Source organism: Rhizobium zaerense, assembly GCF_051810725.1.
Classification (GTDB): Bacteria; Pseudomonadota; Alphaproteobacteria; order Rhizobiales; family Rhizobiaceae; genus Rhizobium; species Rhizobium leguminosarum_I.
This window is the reverse complement of record NZ_CM132690.1, coordinates 2,465,682-2,482,752: the sequence shown is the minus strand read 5'-3', so window position 1 is coordinate 2,482,752 and position 17,071 is coordinate 2,465,682. Positions and strand designations below refer to the sequence as shown.

At 61.4% G+C, this 17,071-nt stretch carries 20 protein-coding genes and 1 pseudogene; 9 read left to right on the top strand and 12 right to left on the bottom strand.

The genetic code is table 11. The annotated features are described in order from the left end of the window. Positions 1-60: 60 nt before the first annotated feature. Positions 61-954 (top strand): hypothetical protein, encoded by an 894-nt coding sequence (locus ACS4RR_RS11965; RefSeq protein WP_456188820.1) that lies wholly within the window; start codon positions 61-63, stop codon positions 952-954. On the opposite strand, the gene ACS4RR_RS11960 is transcribed toward ACS4RR_RS11965, so the two are convergent. Both ACS4RR_RS11960 and ACS4RR_RS11955 read right to left on the bottom strand, forming a co-directional pair. Then, positions 936-1,787 (bottom strand): class I SAM-dependent methyltransferase, encoded by an 852-nt coding sequence (locus ACS4RR_RS11960; protein ID WP_222384275.1) that lies wholly within the window; start codon positions 1,785-1,787, stop codon positions 936-938. The two genes, ACS4RR_RS11965 and ACS4RR_RS11960, sit on opposite strands and share 19 nt — an antisense overlap. Before the next feature lie 135 nt (positions 1,788-1,922). After that, positions 1,923-2,357 carry a MarR family winged helix-turn-helix transcriptional regulator gene (locus tag ACS4RR_RS11955; RefSeq protein WP_222384117.1) on the bottom strand — a complete coding sequence of 145 codons (435 nt, stop codon included), beginning with the start codon at positions 2,355-2,357 and terminating at the stop codon, positions 1,923-1,925. Positions 2,358-2,480: 123 nt separating this feature from the next. On the opposite strand from ACS4RR_RS11955, the gene ACS4RR_RS11950 reads away from it, so the two are divergent. Together ACS4RR_RS11950 and ACS4RR_RS11945 are read left to right on the top strand one after the other, a co-directional pair. After that, positions 2,481-2,849 carry a hypothetical protein gene (locus tag ACS4RR_RS11950; protein ID WP_222384116.1) on the top strand — a complete coding sequence of 123 codons (369 nt, stop codon included), beginning with the start codon at positions 2,481-2,483 and terminating at the stop codon, positions 2,847-2,849. Between the two features lie 332 nt (positions 2,850-3,181). Next, a complete protein-coding gene (locus ACS4RR_RS11945; RefSeq protein WP_003540843.1) occupies positions 3,182-3,355 on the top strand; it encodes a hypothetical protein in 174 nt (57 codons plus the stop codon). A 98-nt stretch (positions 3,356-3,453) separates the two neighbouring features. Here the strand turns inward: ACS4RR_RS11945 and ACS4RR_RS11940 are convergent, their stop codons facing one another. Continuing rightward, complete coding sequence (locus ACS4RR_RS11940; protein ID WP_222294761.1) at positions 3,454-4,044, bottom strand: TetR/AcrR family transcriptional regulator; 591 nt, start codon at positions 4,042-4,044, stop codon at positions 3,454-3,456. A gap of 132 nt (positions 4,045-4,176) precedes the next feature. Here ACS4RR_RS11940 and ACS4RR_RS11935 point away from each other — a divergent pair, with 132 nt between their 5' ends. Continuing rightward, entirely contained in the window at positions 4,177-5,007 is an 831-nt protein-coding gene (locus tag ACS4RR_RS11935; RefSeq protein ID WP_222384115.1) for a class I SAM-dependent methyltransferase, read from the top strand. Between the two features lie 41 nt (positions 5,008-5,048). Here ACS4RR_RS11935 and ACS4RR_RS11930 read toward each other — a convergent pair whose 3' ends face one another. Further along, on the bottom strand, positions 5,049-5,432 hold the full coding sequence (locus tag ACS4RR_RS11930) for a VOC family protein (protein WP_222384274.1): 384 nt from the start codon (positions 5,430-5,432) through the stop codon (positions 5,049-5,051). A 215-nt stretch (positions 5,433-5,647) separates the two neighbouring features. Between ACS4RR_RS11930 and ubiA the strand changes: the two genes are divergently transcribed. Both ubiA and ACS4RR_RS11920 read left to right on the top strand, forming a co-directional pair. Further along, entirely contained in the window at positions 5,648-6,562 is a 915-nt protein-coding gene (gene ubiA / locus ACS4RR_RS11925; protein ID WP_222384114.1) for a 4-hydroxybenzoate octaprenyltransferase, read from the top strand. 21 nt (positions 6,563-6,583) lie between these two features. Continuing rightward, positions 6,584-7,360, top strand: coding sequence for a phosphodiester glycosidase family protein (locus ACS4RR_RS11920; protein WP_222384113.1), 777 nt, complete (start codon positions 6,584-6,586; stop codon positions 7,358-7,360). Positions 7,361-7,388: 28 nt separating this feature from the next. Here the strand turns inward: ACS4RR_RS11920 and ACS4RR_RS11915 are convergent, their stop codons facing one another. The 4 genes from ACS4RR_RS11915 to ACS4RR_RS11900 all read right to left on the bottom strand — a co-directional run bounded on the left by ACS4RR_RS11915 (position 7,389) and on the right by ACS4RR_RS11900 (position 11,732). Continuing rightward, positions 7,389-8,252, bottom strand: a complete 864-nt coding sequence (locus ACS4RR_RS11915; RefSeq protein ID WP_260296455.1) for an endonuclease/exonuclease/phosphatase family protein — start codon at positions 8,250-8,252, stop codon at positions 7,389-7,391. Between the two features lie 158 nt (positions 8,253-8,410). Then, positions 8,411-9,007, bottom strand: coding sequence for a demethoxyubiquinone hydroxylase family protein (locus ACS4RR_RS11910; RefSeq protein WP_017964815.1), 597 nt, complete (start codon positions 9,005-9,007; stop codon positions 8,411-8,413). 114 nt (positions 9,008-9,121) lie between these two features. Continuing rightward, positions 9,122-9,763, bottom strand: coding sequence for a glutathione S-transferase family protein (locus tag ACS4RR_RS11905; RefSeq protein ID WP_456188818.1), 642 nt, complete (start codon positions 9,761-9,763; stop codon positions 9,122-9,124). An 88-nt stretch (positions 9,764-9,851) separates the two neighbouring features. Further along, positions 9,852-11,732, bottom strand: coding sequence for an ABC transporter ATP-binding protein (locus ACS4RR_RS11900; protein WP_456188817.1), 1,881 nt, complete (start codon positions 11,730-11,732; stop codon positions 9,852-9,854). Between the two features lie 228 nt (positions 11,733-11,960). On the opposite strand from ACS4RR_RS11900, the gene ACS4RR_RS11895 reads away from it, so the two are divergent. Further along, positions 11,961-12,362: a GFA family protein gene (locus ACS4RR_RS11895; protein WP_170280815.1), complete on the top strand. Its 402-nt coding sequence runs from the start codon at positions 11,961-11,963 to the stop codon at positions 12,360-12,362. Between the two features lie 68 nt (positions 12,363-12,430). Here the strand turns inward: ACS4RR_RS11895 and ACS4RR_RS11890 are convergent, their stop codons facing one another. The 3 genes and pseudogenes from ACS4RR_RS11890 to ACS4RR_RS11880 form a co-directional block, all read right to left on the bottom strand. Next, positions 12,431-12,904, bottom strand: coding sequence for a VOC family protein (locus tag ACS4RR_RS11890; protein WP_170276640.1), 474 nt, complete (start codon positions 12,902-12,904; stop codon positions 12,431-12,433). A 276-nt stretch (positions 12,905-13,180) separates the two neighbouring features. After that, a pseudogene (locus tag ACS4RR_RS11885) lies at positions 13,181-14,184 on the bottom strand (carbon-nitrogen hydrolase family protein). 223 nt (positions 14,185-14,407) lie between these two features. Beyond that, the gene (locus ACS4RR_RS11880) at positions 14,408-14,794 is read right to left on the bottom strand and encodes a VOC family protein (protein WP_456188816.1); all 387 of its coding nucleotides are present in this window, start codon (positions 14,792-14,794) and stop codon (positions 14,408-14,410) included. A 192-nt stretch (positions 14,795-14,986) separates the two neighbouring features. Between ACS4RR_RS11880 and ACS4RR_RS11875 the strand changes: the two genes are divergently transcribed. Together ACS4RR_RS11875 and dapB are read left to right on the top strand one after the other, a co-directional pair. Next, entirely contained in the window at positions 14,987-15,202 is a 216-nt protein-coding gene (locus tag ACS4RR_RS11875) for a hypothetical protein (RefSeq protein WP_170262398.1), read from the top strand. Positions 15,203-15,289: 87 nt separating this feature from the next. Next, positions 15,290-16,114 carry a 4-hydroxy-tetrahydrodipicolinate reductase gene (gene dapB / locus ACS4RR_RS11870; RefSeq protein ID WP_456190116.1) on the top strand — a complete coding sequence of 275 codons (825 nt, stop codon included), beginning with the start codon at positions 15,290-15,292 and terminating at the stop codon, positions 16,112-16,114. A gap of 15 nt (positions 16,115-16,129) precedes the next feature. On the opposite strand, the gene ACS4RR_RS11865 is transcribed toward dapB, so the two are convergent. Further along, positions 16,130-17,050: an ornithine cyclodeaminase family protein gene (locus ACS4RR_RS11865; RefSeq protein ID WP_456190115.1), complete on the bottom strand. Its 921-nt coding sequence runs from the start codon at positions 17,048-17,050 to the stop codon at positions 16,130-16,132. Positions 17,051-17,071: the final 21 nt, after the last annotated feature.

Here is a 17,071-nt window from a genome sequence, read left to right as displayed (position 1 = left end):
TGTCTGACTTTAGTCAGATAATTGATCCTGTCAATTCAAAGCACTCCAGAGGACGCGCAAATGAGCCGCGCACCCCGCCATCCTCCTTGCGCGCCACCATCGCCTCGCCTATGGGAACGACAACGTCCGCAAGGCCTTCCCGTGTTCCGTTTTACCCTTCACCTCCTGATCGCCCTCATCCTGACGCTGCTGACGCAGATCGACGGCATCGCCTATGTCGTGGCGCTGGCCGCCTCCCACGCCTGGGGCTTGCGGCGGTTTCTGGCAAAGCTTGCGATCTTCCTGCTTTGTTATGCCAGCGCCACTATTGCGGCGAGCTTCGCCGCGCCGATCTTCGGGCGAGTTCCCCTTTCCTGCATCGCCGGCGCGACGGACCGTCTCGTGGTCCGCTCCCCGATCTATTGCCTGCTGAACCGCAACTACGTCACCCCAGAAGTGCACGATCTGGCAAAGGCGCTTGCCGTCCACATGGACAGGGAATTCCCCGGAACCGTCACCGTCGCGCTGGATGCGAATTTCCCCTTCGTGAACGGCTTTCCGCTGCTCCCTCATCTGTCGCATGCGGATGGGAAGAAGCTCGACTTCGCCTACTATTACAAGGATCTGGACGGTGCCTTCCTGAATGGCGCCACCCGCTCCCCCATCGGCTATTTCGCCTTTGAGCAACCCGCCCGCGGCGACGAACTGCCATGCGAAGGGCGCAACGACTGGCTCACCACCCGCTGGAACTTCGATGCGCTGCAGCCTCTGTTTCCGGCCTATCGGATCGAGGAGCAGCGCACATCGGCGGCGATCGGCTGGTTGGCAAACGAAGGTGTGACGCGCTTCGGCCTGCAGAAGATCTTCATCGAGCCGCATCTGAAGAACGCGCTCGGCATCACCGACAGCCATATCCGCTTTCAAGGCTGCCGCGCCGCCCGCCACGACGACCATATTCATATCCAGGTCGAGTAATGGTCTGCCTCTAAGGAGCGTCGCCGTGCGATATAGATCGCCGTCGTCATGTTGCGTTCGACGCGTCCGCTGAAACGAGATGCGGCAATGGCTTCCAGGGCATCGAGCAGCGCGACGCGCTCGGACGGCGGCAGTATGGTCACGTTGGAATAGGTTGCGTAGAGCCGGCGGACGGCTGCCGGATCGAGCGTCAGCGTCCACGAGAGAAATTGCGGCTCGTCGGCAATGAAGCCGGTGGCGGCCAGTTCCCTAACACGCGCGTTAGCGTCCAGCCCGTGAGGCAGTCGCTCCGCATCGCCGCTCGACAGGCTCGACGGATGACTCGCGAACAGATGCACCGTTTCGTCGTGGAAGGCATCCGGCCGGCCCGCATCGCCGAAGACGTTCCACCACAGGGCGACGGCTCCGCCCGGCCGAAGCAGACCATGGATCTTCTCTAGCGAAGCTGTCGGGTCAAGCCAGTGAAACATCGTCGCGGCAGCGACCAGATCGAAGGAGGCCGGCTTGAGATCGACGGCCTCGAAGGCAGCCTCCACGATATCAAGACAGGGATTGTCGATCGAGACGCGAAGGTAATCCGCAAGCCGGCCATCGGGCTCGACGGCAACGAGGCTGCGCGGCCGGTGACCGAGCAGCGCCATCGTCGCCAGCCCCGAACCGGCGCCGATCTCCAATATATCGATGCCGGCCCTGAGACCGGCGCGCTCGCGCAGGGCCGTCCAGGTCGCTTGCGGATAAGCCGGTCGCGCGCGGTGATAATTGGCAGGATCATCGCCAAACGCTTCGCGGCCAAACAGCTGGTCAAGCTTTATCCTTTTCATCGTGGACTCCATTCGGCCGAGGCGCTGTGGCACCCGGCATCTCAAGAATGACCGATTTCGGCAAGGAGCCAATCACGAAATGCCTTGAGCTCGCGTTGGTGGCGACCGTCCAGAGGGGCAGTAAACGGCAATCGGTCCCGAACCCCGTCACCCCTCTCCTTCGGTCTTGGAAAGCAGCCTGGCCAGCTCTTCGAGCTCTCCGGTCGAAAGGTGCCGGAATTCCGCCGGCGGGCGATAATGCTCCCTCAAAAGCTCATCCTTGGTGGCTGCACCCTTCCGGGTCAGCCGTACCAGCTTCATGCGGCGGTCGTGTTCCGGCGTCACGCGTTCGGCAAGGCCCGCTCGCTCCAGCCGATCGACCAGCCACGTCGCAGTCGAGGCGTCGCATCCCCATTGACGGGCGAGCGCGCTGATCGGCTCCCCCTCGTCGTGCAAGGTGAACAGAGTCCTGGAATCGTTTGGCGTCAGCCCCCTCGCCTGAAGGCTTTCCACCCGCTGTGGCGCCGATTTCATCAAGAGATCGAACATCATCCGCCACGCCGAGGCGGCGGCTTTGGCATGGCGGTCGGAGGCAGAAGGCATCAAATATCCTCGCAACACACTTGAAAAATAGTTTTATTACTCAAATTATCGTACCGATCAAACCTTATTGGCGATTTCCCCCGGAAAGTCCATTGGGCGTCCACCTTGCCAAGGAGCTATGCCATGCGATCAGCTGTCGCGATCCTCTTCCTGATCGAAACCTGTCTTTATGCCATTGCCTCGCTCACCCATGCCGGGTTCGTCCTAGAAGGCCACGAACACCGGCAGGCGATGATTGCCGAAGCGGTGATATCAGCCGTCCTCCTTCTCGGCCTGATCTCGCTCGGCCTTGACCGATCGTGGAGCCGAACGGCTGCGATCTCGGCCCAGTCCTTCGCCCTCCTCGGCACTCTCATCGGCGCCTTCACCATCGCCGTCGGCGTCGGCCCGCAAACCACGCTCGATTACATCACCCATGCCGTGATGATCCTGCTCCTGGTCACTGGCCTCGTCTGGCTGGCAAGGAACAGGAACGCCTCTCCCCTGGGATAGGGATCATGCCCCGCTACGCCGAACTGATCTACAACGGCTTCTGGTTCGCGCCCGAGCGCGAAATGCTGGACCGGCGGGAACCGGGCGAAACGAGCCCGTTCGGATCTTAAGGGATAGGTCAATGCCCACATTGACGGCATCTTCCCTCGCGGCTGGCCGAAGCGGTCAAGGCATCCACGGGGATGCCCCGGATCCAATTTCAAACGATTTTAAAATAGCCACTCCGGAAGCTAATCGATTTTAATTTTATCGTTAAAATTTTCTTGTTGCAGCGCAAAAGAATTTAGACATTAATTTGTGCGGATGCTCAGTTTATTCGTTGGAGAACTCGCATGACTGTGACATTTCCGCTAACCGAAAAGCGCGACGCCGAAACATTGCTGAAACACTTGACGTCGCACAATCTCAGCGTTCCGGGAAACTGCGTCGTGTCGCTCAAGGCGCACGTCGCCCAGGTCTCATCCTCTCATACGACCGCGCTCGGCACCGCCCGTACCGCCTGGTAGGGATTGAATGTCCTGGCATCGCCGTCGACAATAGGATCGAAGTGATCCTGGCTGGATCGCCCATGCGGAGATGGATGAAGCCCGAGCGCGTCGACAGCCTATCTCGCGGCAGGCAGCCCCATGCCCACGAGCTTCAGGATATCCTCGACCTTCGCGTCGGGGTCGGCACCGGGTTCGACCTGGCCGTCTATCATCAGCAAGGCAAGGCCATGCGTCAGCGACCAGAGAAAGACCGCGGCGTTCGGCACCTCCTCGGGCGTCAGCCGCTTTTCCAGGTCGTCCTTCATCTGCCGATAGACCTGCATCCGCAGGGCGCGTATCGCCTCGTTTCCTTTGGAATAGGCCTGAAAGCCCTCCCCGAACATCAGCCGGTAGAGACCTGGATTCGCGCGGGCAAAGGCGACATAGGCGATGCCGCCGGCGAGCAGGTGGCGCCGAGGACCGGCTAGTGCCGCATCGATGCCTTCGCTGAGTTCGGCAAATCCTTGTTCGGCGAGTGCCGCCGCGATGGCGTCCAGGCTGTTGAAATAATGGTATGCCGCCGGAGCCGAGACTCCGGCGCGGCGGCCGATCTCCCGCATGCTCAGCGCCGCCGGGCCTCCCTCCTCCAGCAGCGCCCTCGCCACGGACAGCAGTGTGGGGCGCAAATTGCCGTGATGATAGCGGGGCGATCCGTCGTGCGTGGCCATGTCTCGATCTAATCTTTACAGTGTTAAAATCATGCTCTAGTCTTCCCGCGATGACAAGGTATCCGCCGCGTTTCGGGTGCCGGCAAGCTTCCCGCCGGCGCCAGCAGCAGATTTACAGAGAAAGAGGCCTTCATGCGAGCATCCGAACCAAGCCGCACCGCGATGGGCGCGGCAGCCTATCGAGCAGCACATCAGAGTGCGGATGGCGGCGCCATCTTCTTGGACCCCTATGCCCGCCGCATCCTCGGCGAGGCGGCCTGTGCCGAGGCCGATCTGAAAGCCCAGGACCCCGCCACGCGATCCTTTCGCCTTTTCATGGCGGCGCGAAGCCGATATGCGGAAGACTGCCTTGGCCTCTCCGTCGCAAGGGGCGTCAGGCAAGCCGTCATCCTCGGCGCCGGGCTCGACACCTTTGCACTGCGCAATCCCCATGCCGGCCTGAAAGTCTTCGAAGTCGATCATCCCGCCACGCAAAGCTGGAAGCAGATGCGGCTCAGCAAGACCGGACTGACGCAAAGCCTGCCGACATTCGTTCCTGTCGATTTCGAACATGAGGATTTGAAAACGCGTCTCGTCGATTCCGGCTTCGAGCCGGAGACTCCGTCCTTCTTCATCTGGCTTGGCGTCGTGCCATATCTCACGGAGGCGTCGGTCTTTGCCTTGCTACGCTTCGTCGCCGGCCTGCCGAGCACATCCATCGTCTTCGACTACAGCGAACCCCTCGAAAACTATTCGCCCGAACGCCGCGCCCGCGCCGCGGAAATGGGCGCGCGCACAGCCGCAGCCGGCGAGCCGTGGCTGACGCACTTCGATCCCGAGGATCTTGCGAACCGATTGCTGAGCCTGAGCTTCACGTCCCTGGAGGATATCGGCCCGACCGAAATGGCAAGACGCTTCTTCGGCCTGCCCCGGGATACGCCGGATCGCGGCGCCGGTCCCCACGTCATATTCGCCGGCACATAGGGAAATCCCCGAGACGTCGAGTTGCGGCAATCGAGCTGGCCTCAGCTATCGTAGACGACAGCAATCTTGTTTCCGGCGGGGTCGCGCACGTAAGCGGAATACCAGTTCGGCCCGTAGTGCGGACGTAGACCAGGCGCGCCTTCGTCCGTTCCGCCGTTCGTCATGGCAGCTTCGTAAAAAGCATCCACCTCGGCGCGGGACTTGGCCATGAATGCGACCATCGAGCCATTTCCGGCGCTCGCCGGTTCGCCGTTGAACGGTTCGCAAACCCATAGAACGAAACCGTCACCCTTCCCGCCTGCGGAATAAGCGCTCCATCCGGGAAATTCGCGATGTTTGCTCCAACCGATCGTTGCCAGGGTCGCATCATAAAAACCATTCGATTTGACAGAATCGAGTGCACCGACGGTTGCGTAGACGCTCATGATCTTCCCTTCTGCTCTCCAAGATCGGAAGAATTCATACCGCAAGCATGCGAACGCAACAAGAACAGTTGGCCGCATTTTCCGCAGAAGGTCAGCGACCAATCGCAACGGACGGTTATTGCCGTGTCTGCAAAAATTCCTATTCTGGGCAGCGCCGCTGGCGACAAAAACCTGAGGCTTCATGGCTATTTGCGAGAGGAAATTTGGATCACATCATGACGACTCTGAGCCGCCCCGATTTCAGCGACATCCACCGTGGCGACTGGGTGGATCGCCGGCTGCCCATCGCATGGCGGCCATATGCGCGGTTGGCGCGGCTGGATCGCCCGGTCAGAATATGGCTGACGCTCTTCCCGTGCTGGGCCGCCCTTATCCAGGCATCACACGGTCACCCGGATCTCAGGCAATTGGCAATCTTCTCTCTCGGCGCTCTTCTGATGAGAAGTGCCGGTTCGACGGTCAACGACATCGCCGATCGGAAGTTTGACGGCCATGTCGAGCGGACCCGCTTTCGACCTCTGGCAAGTGGAGAGATCGTCACGCGACAGGCCTTTATCTTCCTGACCGTTGAACTCGCACTGGCGGCTTCGCTTCTGTTTTTCCTGACGCCCCACACGCGCCTCATCGCGATATGTGTCCTGCCGCTTGTCTTCGTCTATCCACTCTGCAAGCGTTTCACCCACTGGCCCCAGGCCGTCCTGGGCGCGGCGTTCAACTGGGGGATGCTGATGGCATGGGCCGAGGCTACGGGACATATCCCGGTTGGCGCCGTGCTGATGTGGGCCGGGGCCATCGCCTGGCAGATCGGCTATGATACGATCTATGCCTATGTCGATCTGAAGGACGACGCCCGCCTTGGCCTGAAATCGACGGCAATCCTGTTCGGCCGGCACGGCCAGTCCTTGATCGGCCTGTTTTATGCCCTGGCGGTCGGCGCGTGGTCACTCGGGGGCTGGCTGTTGGAAATGTCGCCGCCTTATACGATCGGAATGCTGGTAATCGCCGTCCACCTCGCCCGGCAGACCCGGCGGATCGATCTTGCCCGCCCGGAGGTGAATTATCGCCTGTTCCTGGCGAATATCCTGACCGGGGTGTTGCTCGCCTGCACGGCTTTGTCAGGCACATGGTAGGCAGCTCGAGGACGTGACACCATGATCCATCTCAAACACGGCATATTCGCCGCGGCCATCATGCTGGCAGCAACGATGACATCCCTGCATCAGGCGCATGCGCAACCATGCGAGCAGGAAGGCTTCGAAGAGGCAAAATACGTCGTCTGCACGTTGGAGCCGGGCAAAGCAGACCTGCGATTGTTCTGGAAGAATGCCGATGGCGCGCCATACCGCGCTTTTTCAAGCCTAGCCGAGGCCGTTCGCGCCGAGGGGCGAACGCTGGCCTTGGCCGTCAACGCCGGGATGTACCGGGCCGATTTTTCGCCGATGGGACTTTATGTCGAGAACGGCAGGGAATTGCAGCCCGCCAATACGACAAAGGCCGAAAGCTCCGCCGGTCAGATGCCGAATTTCTACAAGAAGCCGAACGGCGTGTTCTTTCTGGGTGAGGCAGGTGCCGGGATACTCCCGAGCGATGAATTTCTGAAGCGTCGGCCCAAGGTGCGGTTCGCCACGCAATCCGGCCCGATGCTTGTCATCGCCAACAAGCTGAACCCGATCTTCATCGTCGGCTCGACGGACCGAACCCGCCGCAGCGGTGTCGGCGTCTGCGAGCATGGCACGGTTCGTTTCGCGATCAGCGAAGACGGGGTGAATTTCCACGATTTCGCACGGCTCTTCCGCGACCACCTGAAATGCCCCGATGCCTTGTTTCTCGATGGCGGACGCGGTGTCGGATTTTACAATCCCGAGATGGGCCGCAACGACCGGTCCTGGCACGGCGGCTACGGCCCCATTTTCGGGCTTGTCGAGTAGCGCACCGGGGCAGGGGCCCACGATCCCGTCAGCCGGCCTTTGCATTTGGCCGGACGTCGAGATCGACCATGACCCCGTAGTGATCGCTTGGCCATATTCCATCCACCGGCCGATCGAGGACGCATTCGGCCGACTGGATCTCTGCCCGACCCTTGGGATGCGCATCCCACGATCCGACCAGCACGTAGTCAAATCGTCGATGATAGTTTCTCTGTCCGATGATCCGTTCGGCGCCAGCCATGGCGTTCGGGTTGACGCCGGTCCAGGTCTTGCCGGTCCCGATACCGGCTATTTCCCAGGCATCGTAATAGCAGACGCTTCTTCCCTCGAGTGACTGTCGCCCGGTCAGGAACCGTATAGATGCGGCATCCGGTTCTGCATTGAGGTCGCCGGCAATCAAGGTCGGCAGGACCTGCCGATGCCTAGCGTCGAGATCGCTGATCGCAACTGCATGACGCTCGCGCGCAACCTCGGCAGCCGGGCGCCAGGCCGCAGTCGTCGCAATGAAGAGCAGGCTGCCAACATCCCCAAGATTCACGACAGCGGCAAGGGTCGCCCAGGGCACATCAGGCGCCTGTGGCATTCTTGGATCGAGCACCTCGACAACCCTATGCGGCCAGCGGGTCGCGATCGCCGTGCCGCCATATCTGTCGGAATAAGCCGGCTGGAGAGCCTGCACGTCCTGTTGGTGCGTAATGTGCATCTCGAGCCCGTCGACGATGGTATCGAGGCTCGCCTTCTCGCGCGTTTGAATGACCTCCTGCAATGCCAGAAGATCGGGCTTCAGACGGCGAAGCTCCTGATTGATAATCTGATGCCGCCGGCTGTCGCCCTCGACATTCCAGACATTGAACGTGATCACCCGCACGTGCATGGCTTTGGACCTGCTCACTTGGAATGCGAGTCAAAGCAGCGGAGGGCGGTTATGTTCCCTCCACTGCACAATTCTTGAAATCGGAATCGATTGAAGGATAAAATTATGCAGCAATTCAAAGCGCTACATCCAAGGGCTGCCCCCGACAGCGGCAAGCCGTCGTCTTCACAGCAAGACTAGCCCCTTCCCGCACGCGCCATTTCGGCGCGCATCCAGCTCGAGTCTCCCCAGGTCGAGAGCCAGATCATCAGGTCGGTCAGGGCGCCGACGACGGGCAGGAGCAGGGCGTGGCTGAGGCCCCGCCCTTTCTGGCTGCTTTCGGCAGTCCTGAGATGCGCCAGTTCCTGTTCCTGGATCGACCCGATGAGGGCGTGAAGCTCGGGATCGCGCTTTGCAAGGAAAGCCAACTGGTCTTCGAGATGGCGATGGACCGTGCTTTCGACTGCCTCGGTGCAAATCCAGATCATGTTGCGCCCGGCAAGCGCCGTCAGGAAGCCGAGCACAGAACCGCCGAGGCTCCAGAATGCCATGACACGACAGGGCTTGGCGCTCCTTGCAGGCATCGCCTCGCGAAAGAGGCGGCAATGGTCGATCTCGTCCCGACGCATCTCTTCAAGCGCCGGCACGATGTCGGGAAACAGCCGCCGAGCCACCAGGATCTGGGCACCATAGATCCTGATAGCGCCGAACTCGCCCGCATGGTTGACCTTCAGAATGCGACGGATGGTGACATCGGGGTCGCGCCTGCCCGACCTGCTCGACGAATTGATCATGACTACCCTGCCTCCGGTTCCCTTGCGGGCAATAGGCAGGACGGCCGCCATGGCCGTCAAGGGGTGCGGCGACGGAGAAGGTCCCGGTCTCCTACGCTTTGGGCGCCGGCCTGCTCAGTCTGCCGCGGCAAAATGGGCGATCTGATCGGCATGCGCCTTTGCGAAAGATGGGCGGGCCGTGGCGCGCGCGACATAATCACGGCAGGCGGGATATTCCGCCAACCCGTCGAACCGGTTGATGAGCCGCAGCACATCGGCCATGAGGATATCGGCGACGGGGAAGGTGCCCGCCAGCCATTCGCGCCCTGCCAGGACCGGCTCCATGTGCTTCAGCCGGTGGTCCTTGAGAAACGAGTCCATGAGCCCATATGCCGGCGCATCACCCGTGATGCCGGAGAAGATCAATATCGACCAGGGCAGGCTTGCCGCCTCGACGGAATTCAGCGCTGCAAACAGCCATTCCAAAACTTCGGCGCGACCGCGCCGGTCGGCGGGCATCAGCGCGTCGGTGCGATTGCCGAGATGCACCAGGATGGCGCCGCTCTCGAAGATCGAGATGTCGCCATCGGTCAGCCACGGCACCTGGCCGAAGGGCTGGTGCGCGAAATGCTCGGGCTTGCGACCGCGAAACGGCACGCTCTCGACGCGATAAGGCAGGCCGCTCTCTTCCAGCGCCCAACGCACACGCAGGTCACGCACATAACCCCTGGGAGGCTCGGGGACCCAGTCGAAGGTGGTGAGGGTAAGGTCGCCCATCCGGCATCTCCAATTTTTGTTTCACGGAAAAAGGACGGACGAACGACCCGCGTTCCGACATCACCGACAAATTCTTTCAGTCAGATGGTCAGGTCGCCGGCGAGGCCAGCAAGGGCTCATCGATGTCTTCGGGAATGAAACCGCCGGTCTGGCGTTTCCACAGGCGCGCGAACAAGCCGTCGCGTTCGACCAGCTCATCCGGCCTGCCCTCTTCCACGATGCGCCCGCGATCGAGTACGACGATCCGGTCCATCCTGGCGATGGTCGACAGGCGATGTGCAATGGCGATCACCGTCTTTCCCTCCATGACGAGGTTCAGCCTTTCCTGGATGGCGGCTTCGGATTCGCTGTCGAGGGCGGAGGTCGCTTCGTCGAGCACCAGGATCGGCGCGTCCTTCAGGAGAACGCGGGCAATGGCCACGCGCTGACGCTGGCCGCCGGAGAGCTTGATGCCGCGGTCGCCGACGAAGGCGTCATAGCCCCTGCGGCCTTCGCCGTCGGAAAGATCGGCGATGAAGGCATCGGCGCTTGCCATCTTCGCCACCGCTTCGATCTCGTCCTTCGTCGCTTCCGGCCGGCCGTAGCGGATATTATCGCCGACCGAACGGTGCAGCAGCGCGACGTCCTGCGCGATGACCCCAATGGCGCGGCGAAGGCTTGCCTGCGTGATCTCGCGGATGTCCTGCCTATCGATCAGGACCGCACCATCCTCTATGTCGTAAAAACGCAGCAGCAGGCTCACCAGCGTTGTCTTGCCGGCACCCGAGAGGCCGACGAGCCCCACCTTTTCGCCGGGCCGAACCGTCAGCGACAGGTCATCGATGACAGGCTTGCCCGACTTGTAGGCGAAGCGGAGGTTCTCGAAACGGATCTCCCCGCGGCTGACCGTCAGTTCAGTCGCATCCGGCCGGTCGGTGATGGTAGGCGGCGTTGTCATGACCGGCATCGCATCCTTGATCGTCCCGAGCGCGCGGAAGACCTGCTGTCCCATCTGCAGGAATGTGAAGGACCCTGCCGAGAGGCGTTGAAGGATGTAAACCGTTGCGGCGAAATCGCCCACGGTCAGGAATCGGTCAAACAGCCCCCAGAAGCTAATGCCGAGCATGACGAGCCAGAGCACCATGTTGAGGCTGATGACGACGAGTTCGGTTGTCCGGTAGATCCGCTGCTCGTGATGAAGCGTATCGACCCCGTCGGACATGATCTTTCTCAGCGCACCCGCCTCGCTATCTTCTGCTGCGAATTGCTTGACCATCTGGATGTTGCCGTAGATGTCCGTCAAAGCGCCGGAGATGAGGCTGTTCTGCTTTGCCGAGCGGCGCGCGCGCTCCGTGAAATCAGGAACGACCTTGATCGTAAAGAGCACGTTGAAGGCAACCCAGACGATGACCGGCAGCGCAAGCTGCCAGGAAAGCGCGAGCAGAAGAACAACGGAGCCGATGATCTGAAGCAGGAAGCGGGGTGCCGTCTGGAACGCGATAAGGATTTGTTGCTGAACGGCACTGGCGACCTGGCCGAGCCGGGATGCGACCTGGCCGGCGAAAAGATCATGGAAGAAGGCGAGGTCCTGCCGCTCGACAGCCTTGTGCCCCTGCCATTGAATCGCAACGGGCAGGCTGATGCCGATCGTATGCGAGTTGAGAATATTGGTGATGTAGAAAAGAACGGGCATCACGGGAAAAAGCAGAAAGGCGAGGACTGCCAGCAGCCCGAATTTACTGTCGACGAAGAGCTCCACGCCTTGTGTCGTCACTCCGTCGACAATCACCGAAAGACCCCAGATGATCGTAAGGTTGATGGCTTCGATGGCCATCGAGGTCAGCGCCATGGTAATGATGACGCCCCGAAACATCGCGATGAAGTGCAAAAGAACCGCGACAGGTCCCTTGGTGGGCATCGGCCGGTAGGGGATGTCGAGCGGCCGGATCAAGGTTTCGAAGGGACGGTAAATCGCATCTGAAATCGACATGGGCCACTCGGATCAAAATCGGGAGGAGGCGCGGACTTAGCTACGCTGGGTCGCAGAAAACCATCTTCACGCCGCAACCCCAATTAGAAATTTCAAAAAGGTATGCAAAACAGGAGGCATCGGTTCGGAAGCACGGAAAGCAGGCGGCGGCAAAAAGCGTCAATTGCGGTCATCGCGGGATTGGGGCAGGATGGGTCTCGATCAGGGAGCAGGATTGAATCGACGATTATGCTGACGGGCTCGTGTCATTGCGGCAAGGCGATGTGGACACTTAAAGGTGATCCCGGCTCGGTCACCGCCTGCAACTGCACGCTCTGCCGGCGCTACGGGACGCTATGGGCTTATGACTACGAAGGAGAGCGCATCGCTCTCACCGGTGAGACCGCTTCCTACACCCGCTCCGACAGGGACCAGCCGTCTCTCGAAATCTTGTTCTGCTCATCCTGCGCCTGTGTCTTGAGCTGGCGCGGCCTGCGGCTTGGAAAGGATGGCCGCCGGCGCATGGCTGTCAACATGCGGCTTGCGCCGCCGGATCTCGTTCAGCATCTGCCGATCGATCATTTCGACGGCCTGGACACGTTTGAAGACCTTCCATCCAAGGGGCGCTGCGTGCGCGATCTCTGGTTCTGAGCCGACTGCGAATAACGCCCCGGGGCCAGATGCGAGTCTGTTAAAAGAACGTTCTGCGCAAGGCCACCTCAGCCGCGCCGGGCCGCCTCGATCGCCGCAATGTCGATCTTCCTCATGGTCATCATCGCGTCAAAAGCACGCTTTGCCTGGCCACCGCCTGCCGAAAGGGCTTCGGAGAGGACGCGCGGCGTAATCTGCCAGGACACGCCCCACTTATCCTTACACCAGCCGCACTCGCTTTCCTGGCCACCATTGCCGACGATCGCGTTCCAATAGCGATCGGTTTCCTCCTGAGTGTCCGTTGCGATCTGAAAGGAGAAGGCTTCGTTGTGTTTGATCGCGGGACCGCCGTTCAGGCCGATGCAGGGAATACCCGCAACGGTGAATTCAACAACCAGGACGTCTCCCTGCTTGCCCTCAGGATAATCTCCCGGTGCACGAATGACAGCACGCACGGCGCTGTCGGGAAAAGTCGCGGCATAAAAACGGGCAGCCGCCTCAGCGTCTTTGTCGTACCATACGCAGATCGTGTTCTTTGCCATTGCGCGGTCCTTTCGCACTTCGTTTCGCATTTCCCGGTGAAATAAGAAGCAAACCGTCTTTCTCCAGCCCATGGAAGCGATTTCACCCGGACGATTGCGCGGCACTGCTAAAGGGTCGAGGGCCCTAGGCTGACCGCTGACACCATTCGGGTTCAATGGGAGGACTTCCGGACAAGCGCGTATGAGGCGATTGCGGAACCGCTGGTGCGGTTCCGCAAGTGCATATAGCGTCACCTGCATTCACTTTGCAGGGCATACCGCGAACGCGACGCAGCTCTAAAACCTATCCCGCCCGTCGCTGCGAGGGTCGCCGTCAACCCGATGCGGTTCGTAGAGGCCGCTCCGCGCCTTGCGCCGCCACCGCCGAGAAAGATCGCCGGGATTGTCGTCGATATCGGCAATCGATATCGCCGCCGTTCCATCCGCAGGGCATTGCGCTGCCCATCGGCCGCCGGGCGCGACTATCCCGGAAGACGCCGGATCAGCCTGACCGGGATGGGCAAGGATCGAGAAGCTGACCCAGTAGCTGTTGCTTGCCGCATGCCCTTGTGCCTCGGCAGCAAAGGACGGCTCGTTGGCCGGCGAGCCGCCTGTCGTCGAGAACAGCACACAGTGGACGTCGAGCCGCTCATATTCGCTGAAAATCTCCGGATAGTGGCATTCCATGCCAAGCGCACAGCCGAAACGGATGCCGTCGATCTCGAAGGTCACGGAATCGAACCCGGCGTGTACATGAAGGAGATCTTGGTGTTCGACAGCAGGCGCTCGTCGTAACGCGTTACCAGTTCGCCGCGGTCGGAGACGACATAGAGGCTGTTGTGCGGCCGGTGCGGTGCCGTCAGCGGATGCACCGAGCCGATGATCGTCCAGAGGCCGAGTTCGCGCGCCAGCTTGCGCGTTGCATCCAGTTCCTCACGCAACACGGCCCATTCGAACCGCCGCCAATCGGACGACCCGATCTCTCTCGGCCCAATTTCCGACATGATGCGCTTGTTCGGCGATGATGTCGTTCCTTCGGGAAAGTGGATGAGCCGCGTCCCCGCCTCTCGCGCCTGCCGCATCAGCAGGCGTATCTCCTGTCCGCTCTGGCGAAGCTTGTCGGCATCGCGGGGATCGTCTGCATGGGTGGTCTGGGCCACGGCCAGACGCAATCGTCTTGCCTCAGGCAGTGCATCGTTCGCCGACCTGGGCAGAACATGCATGCGGGCGGTGGTGTAGGATTCACCCGTCTTGGCGGCGCGCGCACGCACCCGCCGTTTGAAATTTCCATTCTCAGTCATTTCAGGGCCTCTCACGCTCCGGACATCGTTCCCCAGCAACAGGCCCGAAACATCAGGACCAAGGATCACGACCCGAGACGAAAGTCCCTTTGCCTCCGGTTGAAGACCCTGCTGGGGAAGGTCCTGGGAGGTTCGGCGCTAGGCCACGCCGACACAAAGATGCCGAGGCGACCGCGATTCGTCAATTCGGGGAATGGCCGGGATCGGCTGCCGAGCACCTACTTCAAGCGGGCTGACCTTGATCCACCCGCCACGGCGGATCGAGGCGGTTCGAACCGGCGAAATAAAGAATGATGCGGTTGCCGCCGGGGTCGAACAGCTTGGCCTCGCGCCAGAGCCAACTCTTGTCCTCCGGTCCGGTGACGAAACAAAGACCGGCTTCGCCGAGACTGCCAACCGTCTCGTCCAGCTTCTCGCACTCGAAATACACCGTAGTGCCGCCACCGCCGCCTTCGCCCTGATGCAGGGAGAAGGTGCTGTCCCCGTCCGGGCATGCGAAGCGCGCATAGCGAGGACGGGCGTCGACGACCGGACTGAGACCAAGAGCGCAGTAGAAGTTCCAGCCCGCATCGAGGTCAGGCATCGTCACAGTTACCTGGTTCAGGCGCATGATCTATCTCCTCGGCTGAGTTCGCCCAAACGGCGTGGCGGCTTGGCACCACGACATTCATAAAAACAAAGACCTGAAGCCGTCGCATGAATCAAATTCTAAGCGAACAGTTTTAGTGTCATCGATACAAAACTCGTGACAGACTATGCAAGCCACGCATACGCCGGCGCACCGATCGAGAGGGCCGAAGCCATGCACAAGTTTACCGTATCAATCACCCGGGAGATTGAGGCCGACACCGCCGAGGAGGCCGCCTTGCTCATGTACCAGGAACTATCAAGGGAACCGCCCCCCGACCGCTACTGGGTCGTCGACGAGACGAACGATGCCACGGAGGTGAAGCTGGACCGGGAAAAGGCCGACGAATTCGCCACCATCGATCACACCGCCGACCCCGGCAACTGGTAAGCGCCAGACGACCAGAGGGACCACAGGAAATACGGTTTTGCGCCGGGAGCGGAATGAGGTAGTTGCAGCTCGCCTTCTCCGGCGCGAATGCTGGATGCAAATAACCGTTCAGCCGGAAACATCGCGAGCCAAGGAAAGTCCGTGACCTCACCAATCAAAATAGCCGTCGCCGGCGCGAACGGCCGCATGGGTCGCGCCATCCTGCCACTGCTGGCAAGCGATTCGGGTTTTGCCTTTGTCGGCGGCATCGGCCGTGAGGGCTTCGCAGGCGCGGGGATGATCGACCGTTCGGCCGCGATCGGAGCGGCCGACGTGATCCTGGATTTCACGACGGGACATGCAGCCGGCGAACTTGCCGATTTGTGCGCTTCGGCCGGCGGGCCGGCCCTGGTGATCGGGGCGACGGGTTTCGAGCCGGATGAGCTCCAACGGATCGCAGAGGCCGCCCGCAGAATTCCGATCCTGCGCTCCGGCAACTTCTCCATCGGTGTCAACATGCTGGTCGGTCTCGTCGCCCAGGCCGCCCGCGCCCTTCCCGCACATGGCTGGGATATCGAAATCCTCGAGGCCCATCACAACAGGAAGATCGACGCGCCGTCCGGCACGGCGTTGATGCTCGGCGAAACCGCCGCCGAGGGCCGTGGAGTTTCCCTTGCATCCGTCGAGCGGCGCGGGCGCGACGGCATCACCGGCGAGCGCCCGCCCGGCGAAATCGGCTTCGCCGTGTTGCGCGCCGGCGGGCTGGTCGGAGAACACAGCGTCCTGTTTGCCGCCGCCGAGGAGGTCGTGACGCTCTCGCATTCGGCTCTCGATCGCGGCATGTTCGCCCGCGGCGCGCTTGCCGCCGCCCGCTGGATCGCAGGGCGCGCGCCCGGCGAATACGCCATGGCGGATGTGCTGGGTCTGGCGTGAATAAGGAAAACAGGCTCACAGCATATCGAGGATTGCCGAGGCGACGACGACTTCGGTTCCAGCCAGGCCGACGGAGCAAAACAAGGTCGTATCGCCAGGCGATCCTCGCCCCGCCACTTTCCCGGCCATGATATCGGCAAGGTCGGCCATGCGGTGCTCATTGCCGGAGCCGGCCAGGAAAAAGGGCGAAGCATAGGCGCGCGTCTGTTCGGGAGAGTCCGTTGCGATCACGGCTGCGGCATCGGCGATATCCAGGCCGAGTTCGTATCCCTCACGCGTTTTCGGGCCGACGGTGCTGACGTGCACGCCGGGCTTCAAATCCCTGGCATGAATGACGGGCATTCGGCTCGTCGTCGCACAGATGACGATGTCGGCATCATCGACGGCTTCAGAGGCGCTGCCGGCAGGCTCCACTTCAATACCCAACGTGTGCTGCATCTCAGCTGCAAAGGCGGCGCGATTCCTCTCGTCGCGGCTATAGACGCGGGCGCGGTTCAGTTTTCGAACGGCGGCCGCTGCGGCAAGCTGGGTTCGCGCTTGCGCTCCGCTTCCGAGGATCCCGACGATCCTGGCATCAGGCGCGCTGAGATGCCGGATGGCAAGACCGCCGATCGCACCGGTTCTGAGGTTGCCGAGACGCTCTCCGAGAATAATGCCCTTGAGCCTGGCGTTGTCGGCCGACCACACCGCGACGATCTGCGAATGCTCCGCCCCGTCGAACGTTTCATAGACCCGGAAGCCCGCGAGCGGTTTGTCGCCGAGGATGCCGCCGACGGTGAAGACGAGATCACCTCGATTGGGAAACGATACATGGTGCCGGGGCCGAGAGATCAGTCGATCGCCGGCTCTCGCGAGAAAAGCGGTCTCGAGCGCATCGATCGCGACCGCCATCACCGTGCTGCCGACCAGATCCTCGTCTTTCAGAATTTTCGTCACGGCCAAACCTCCAGCCCATGC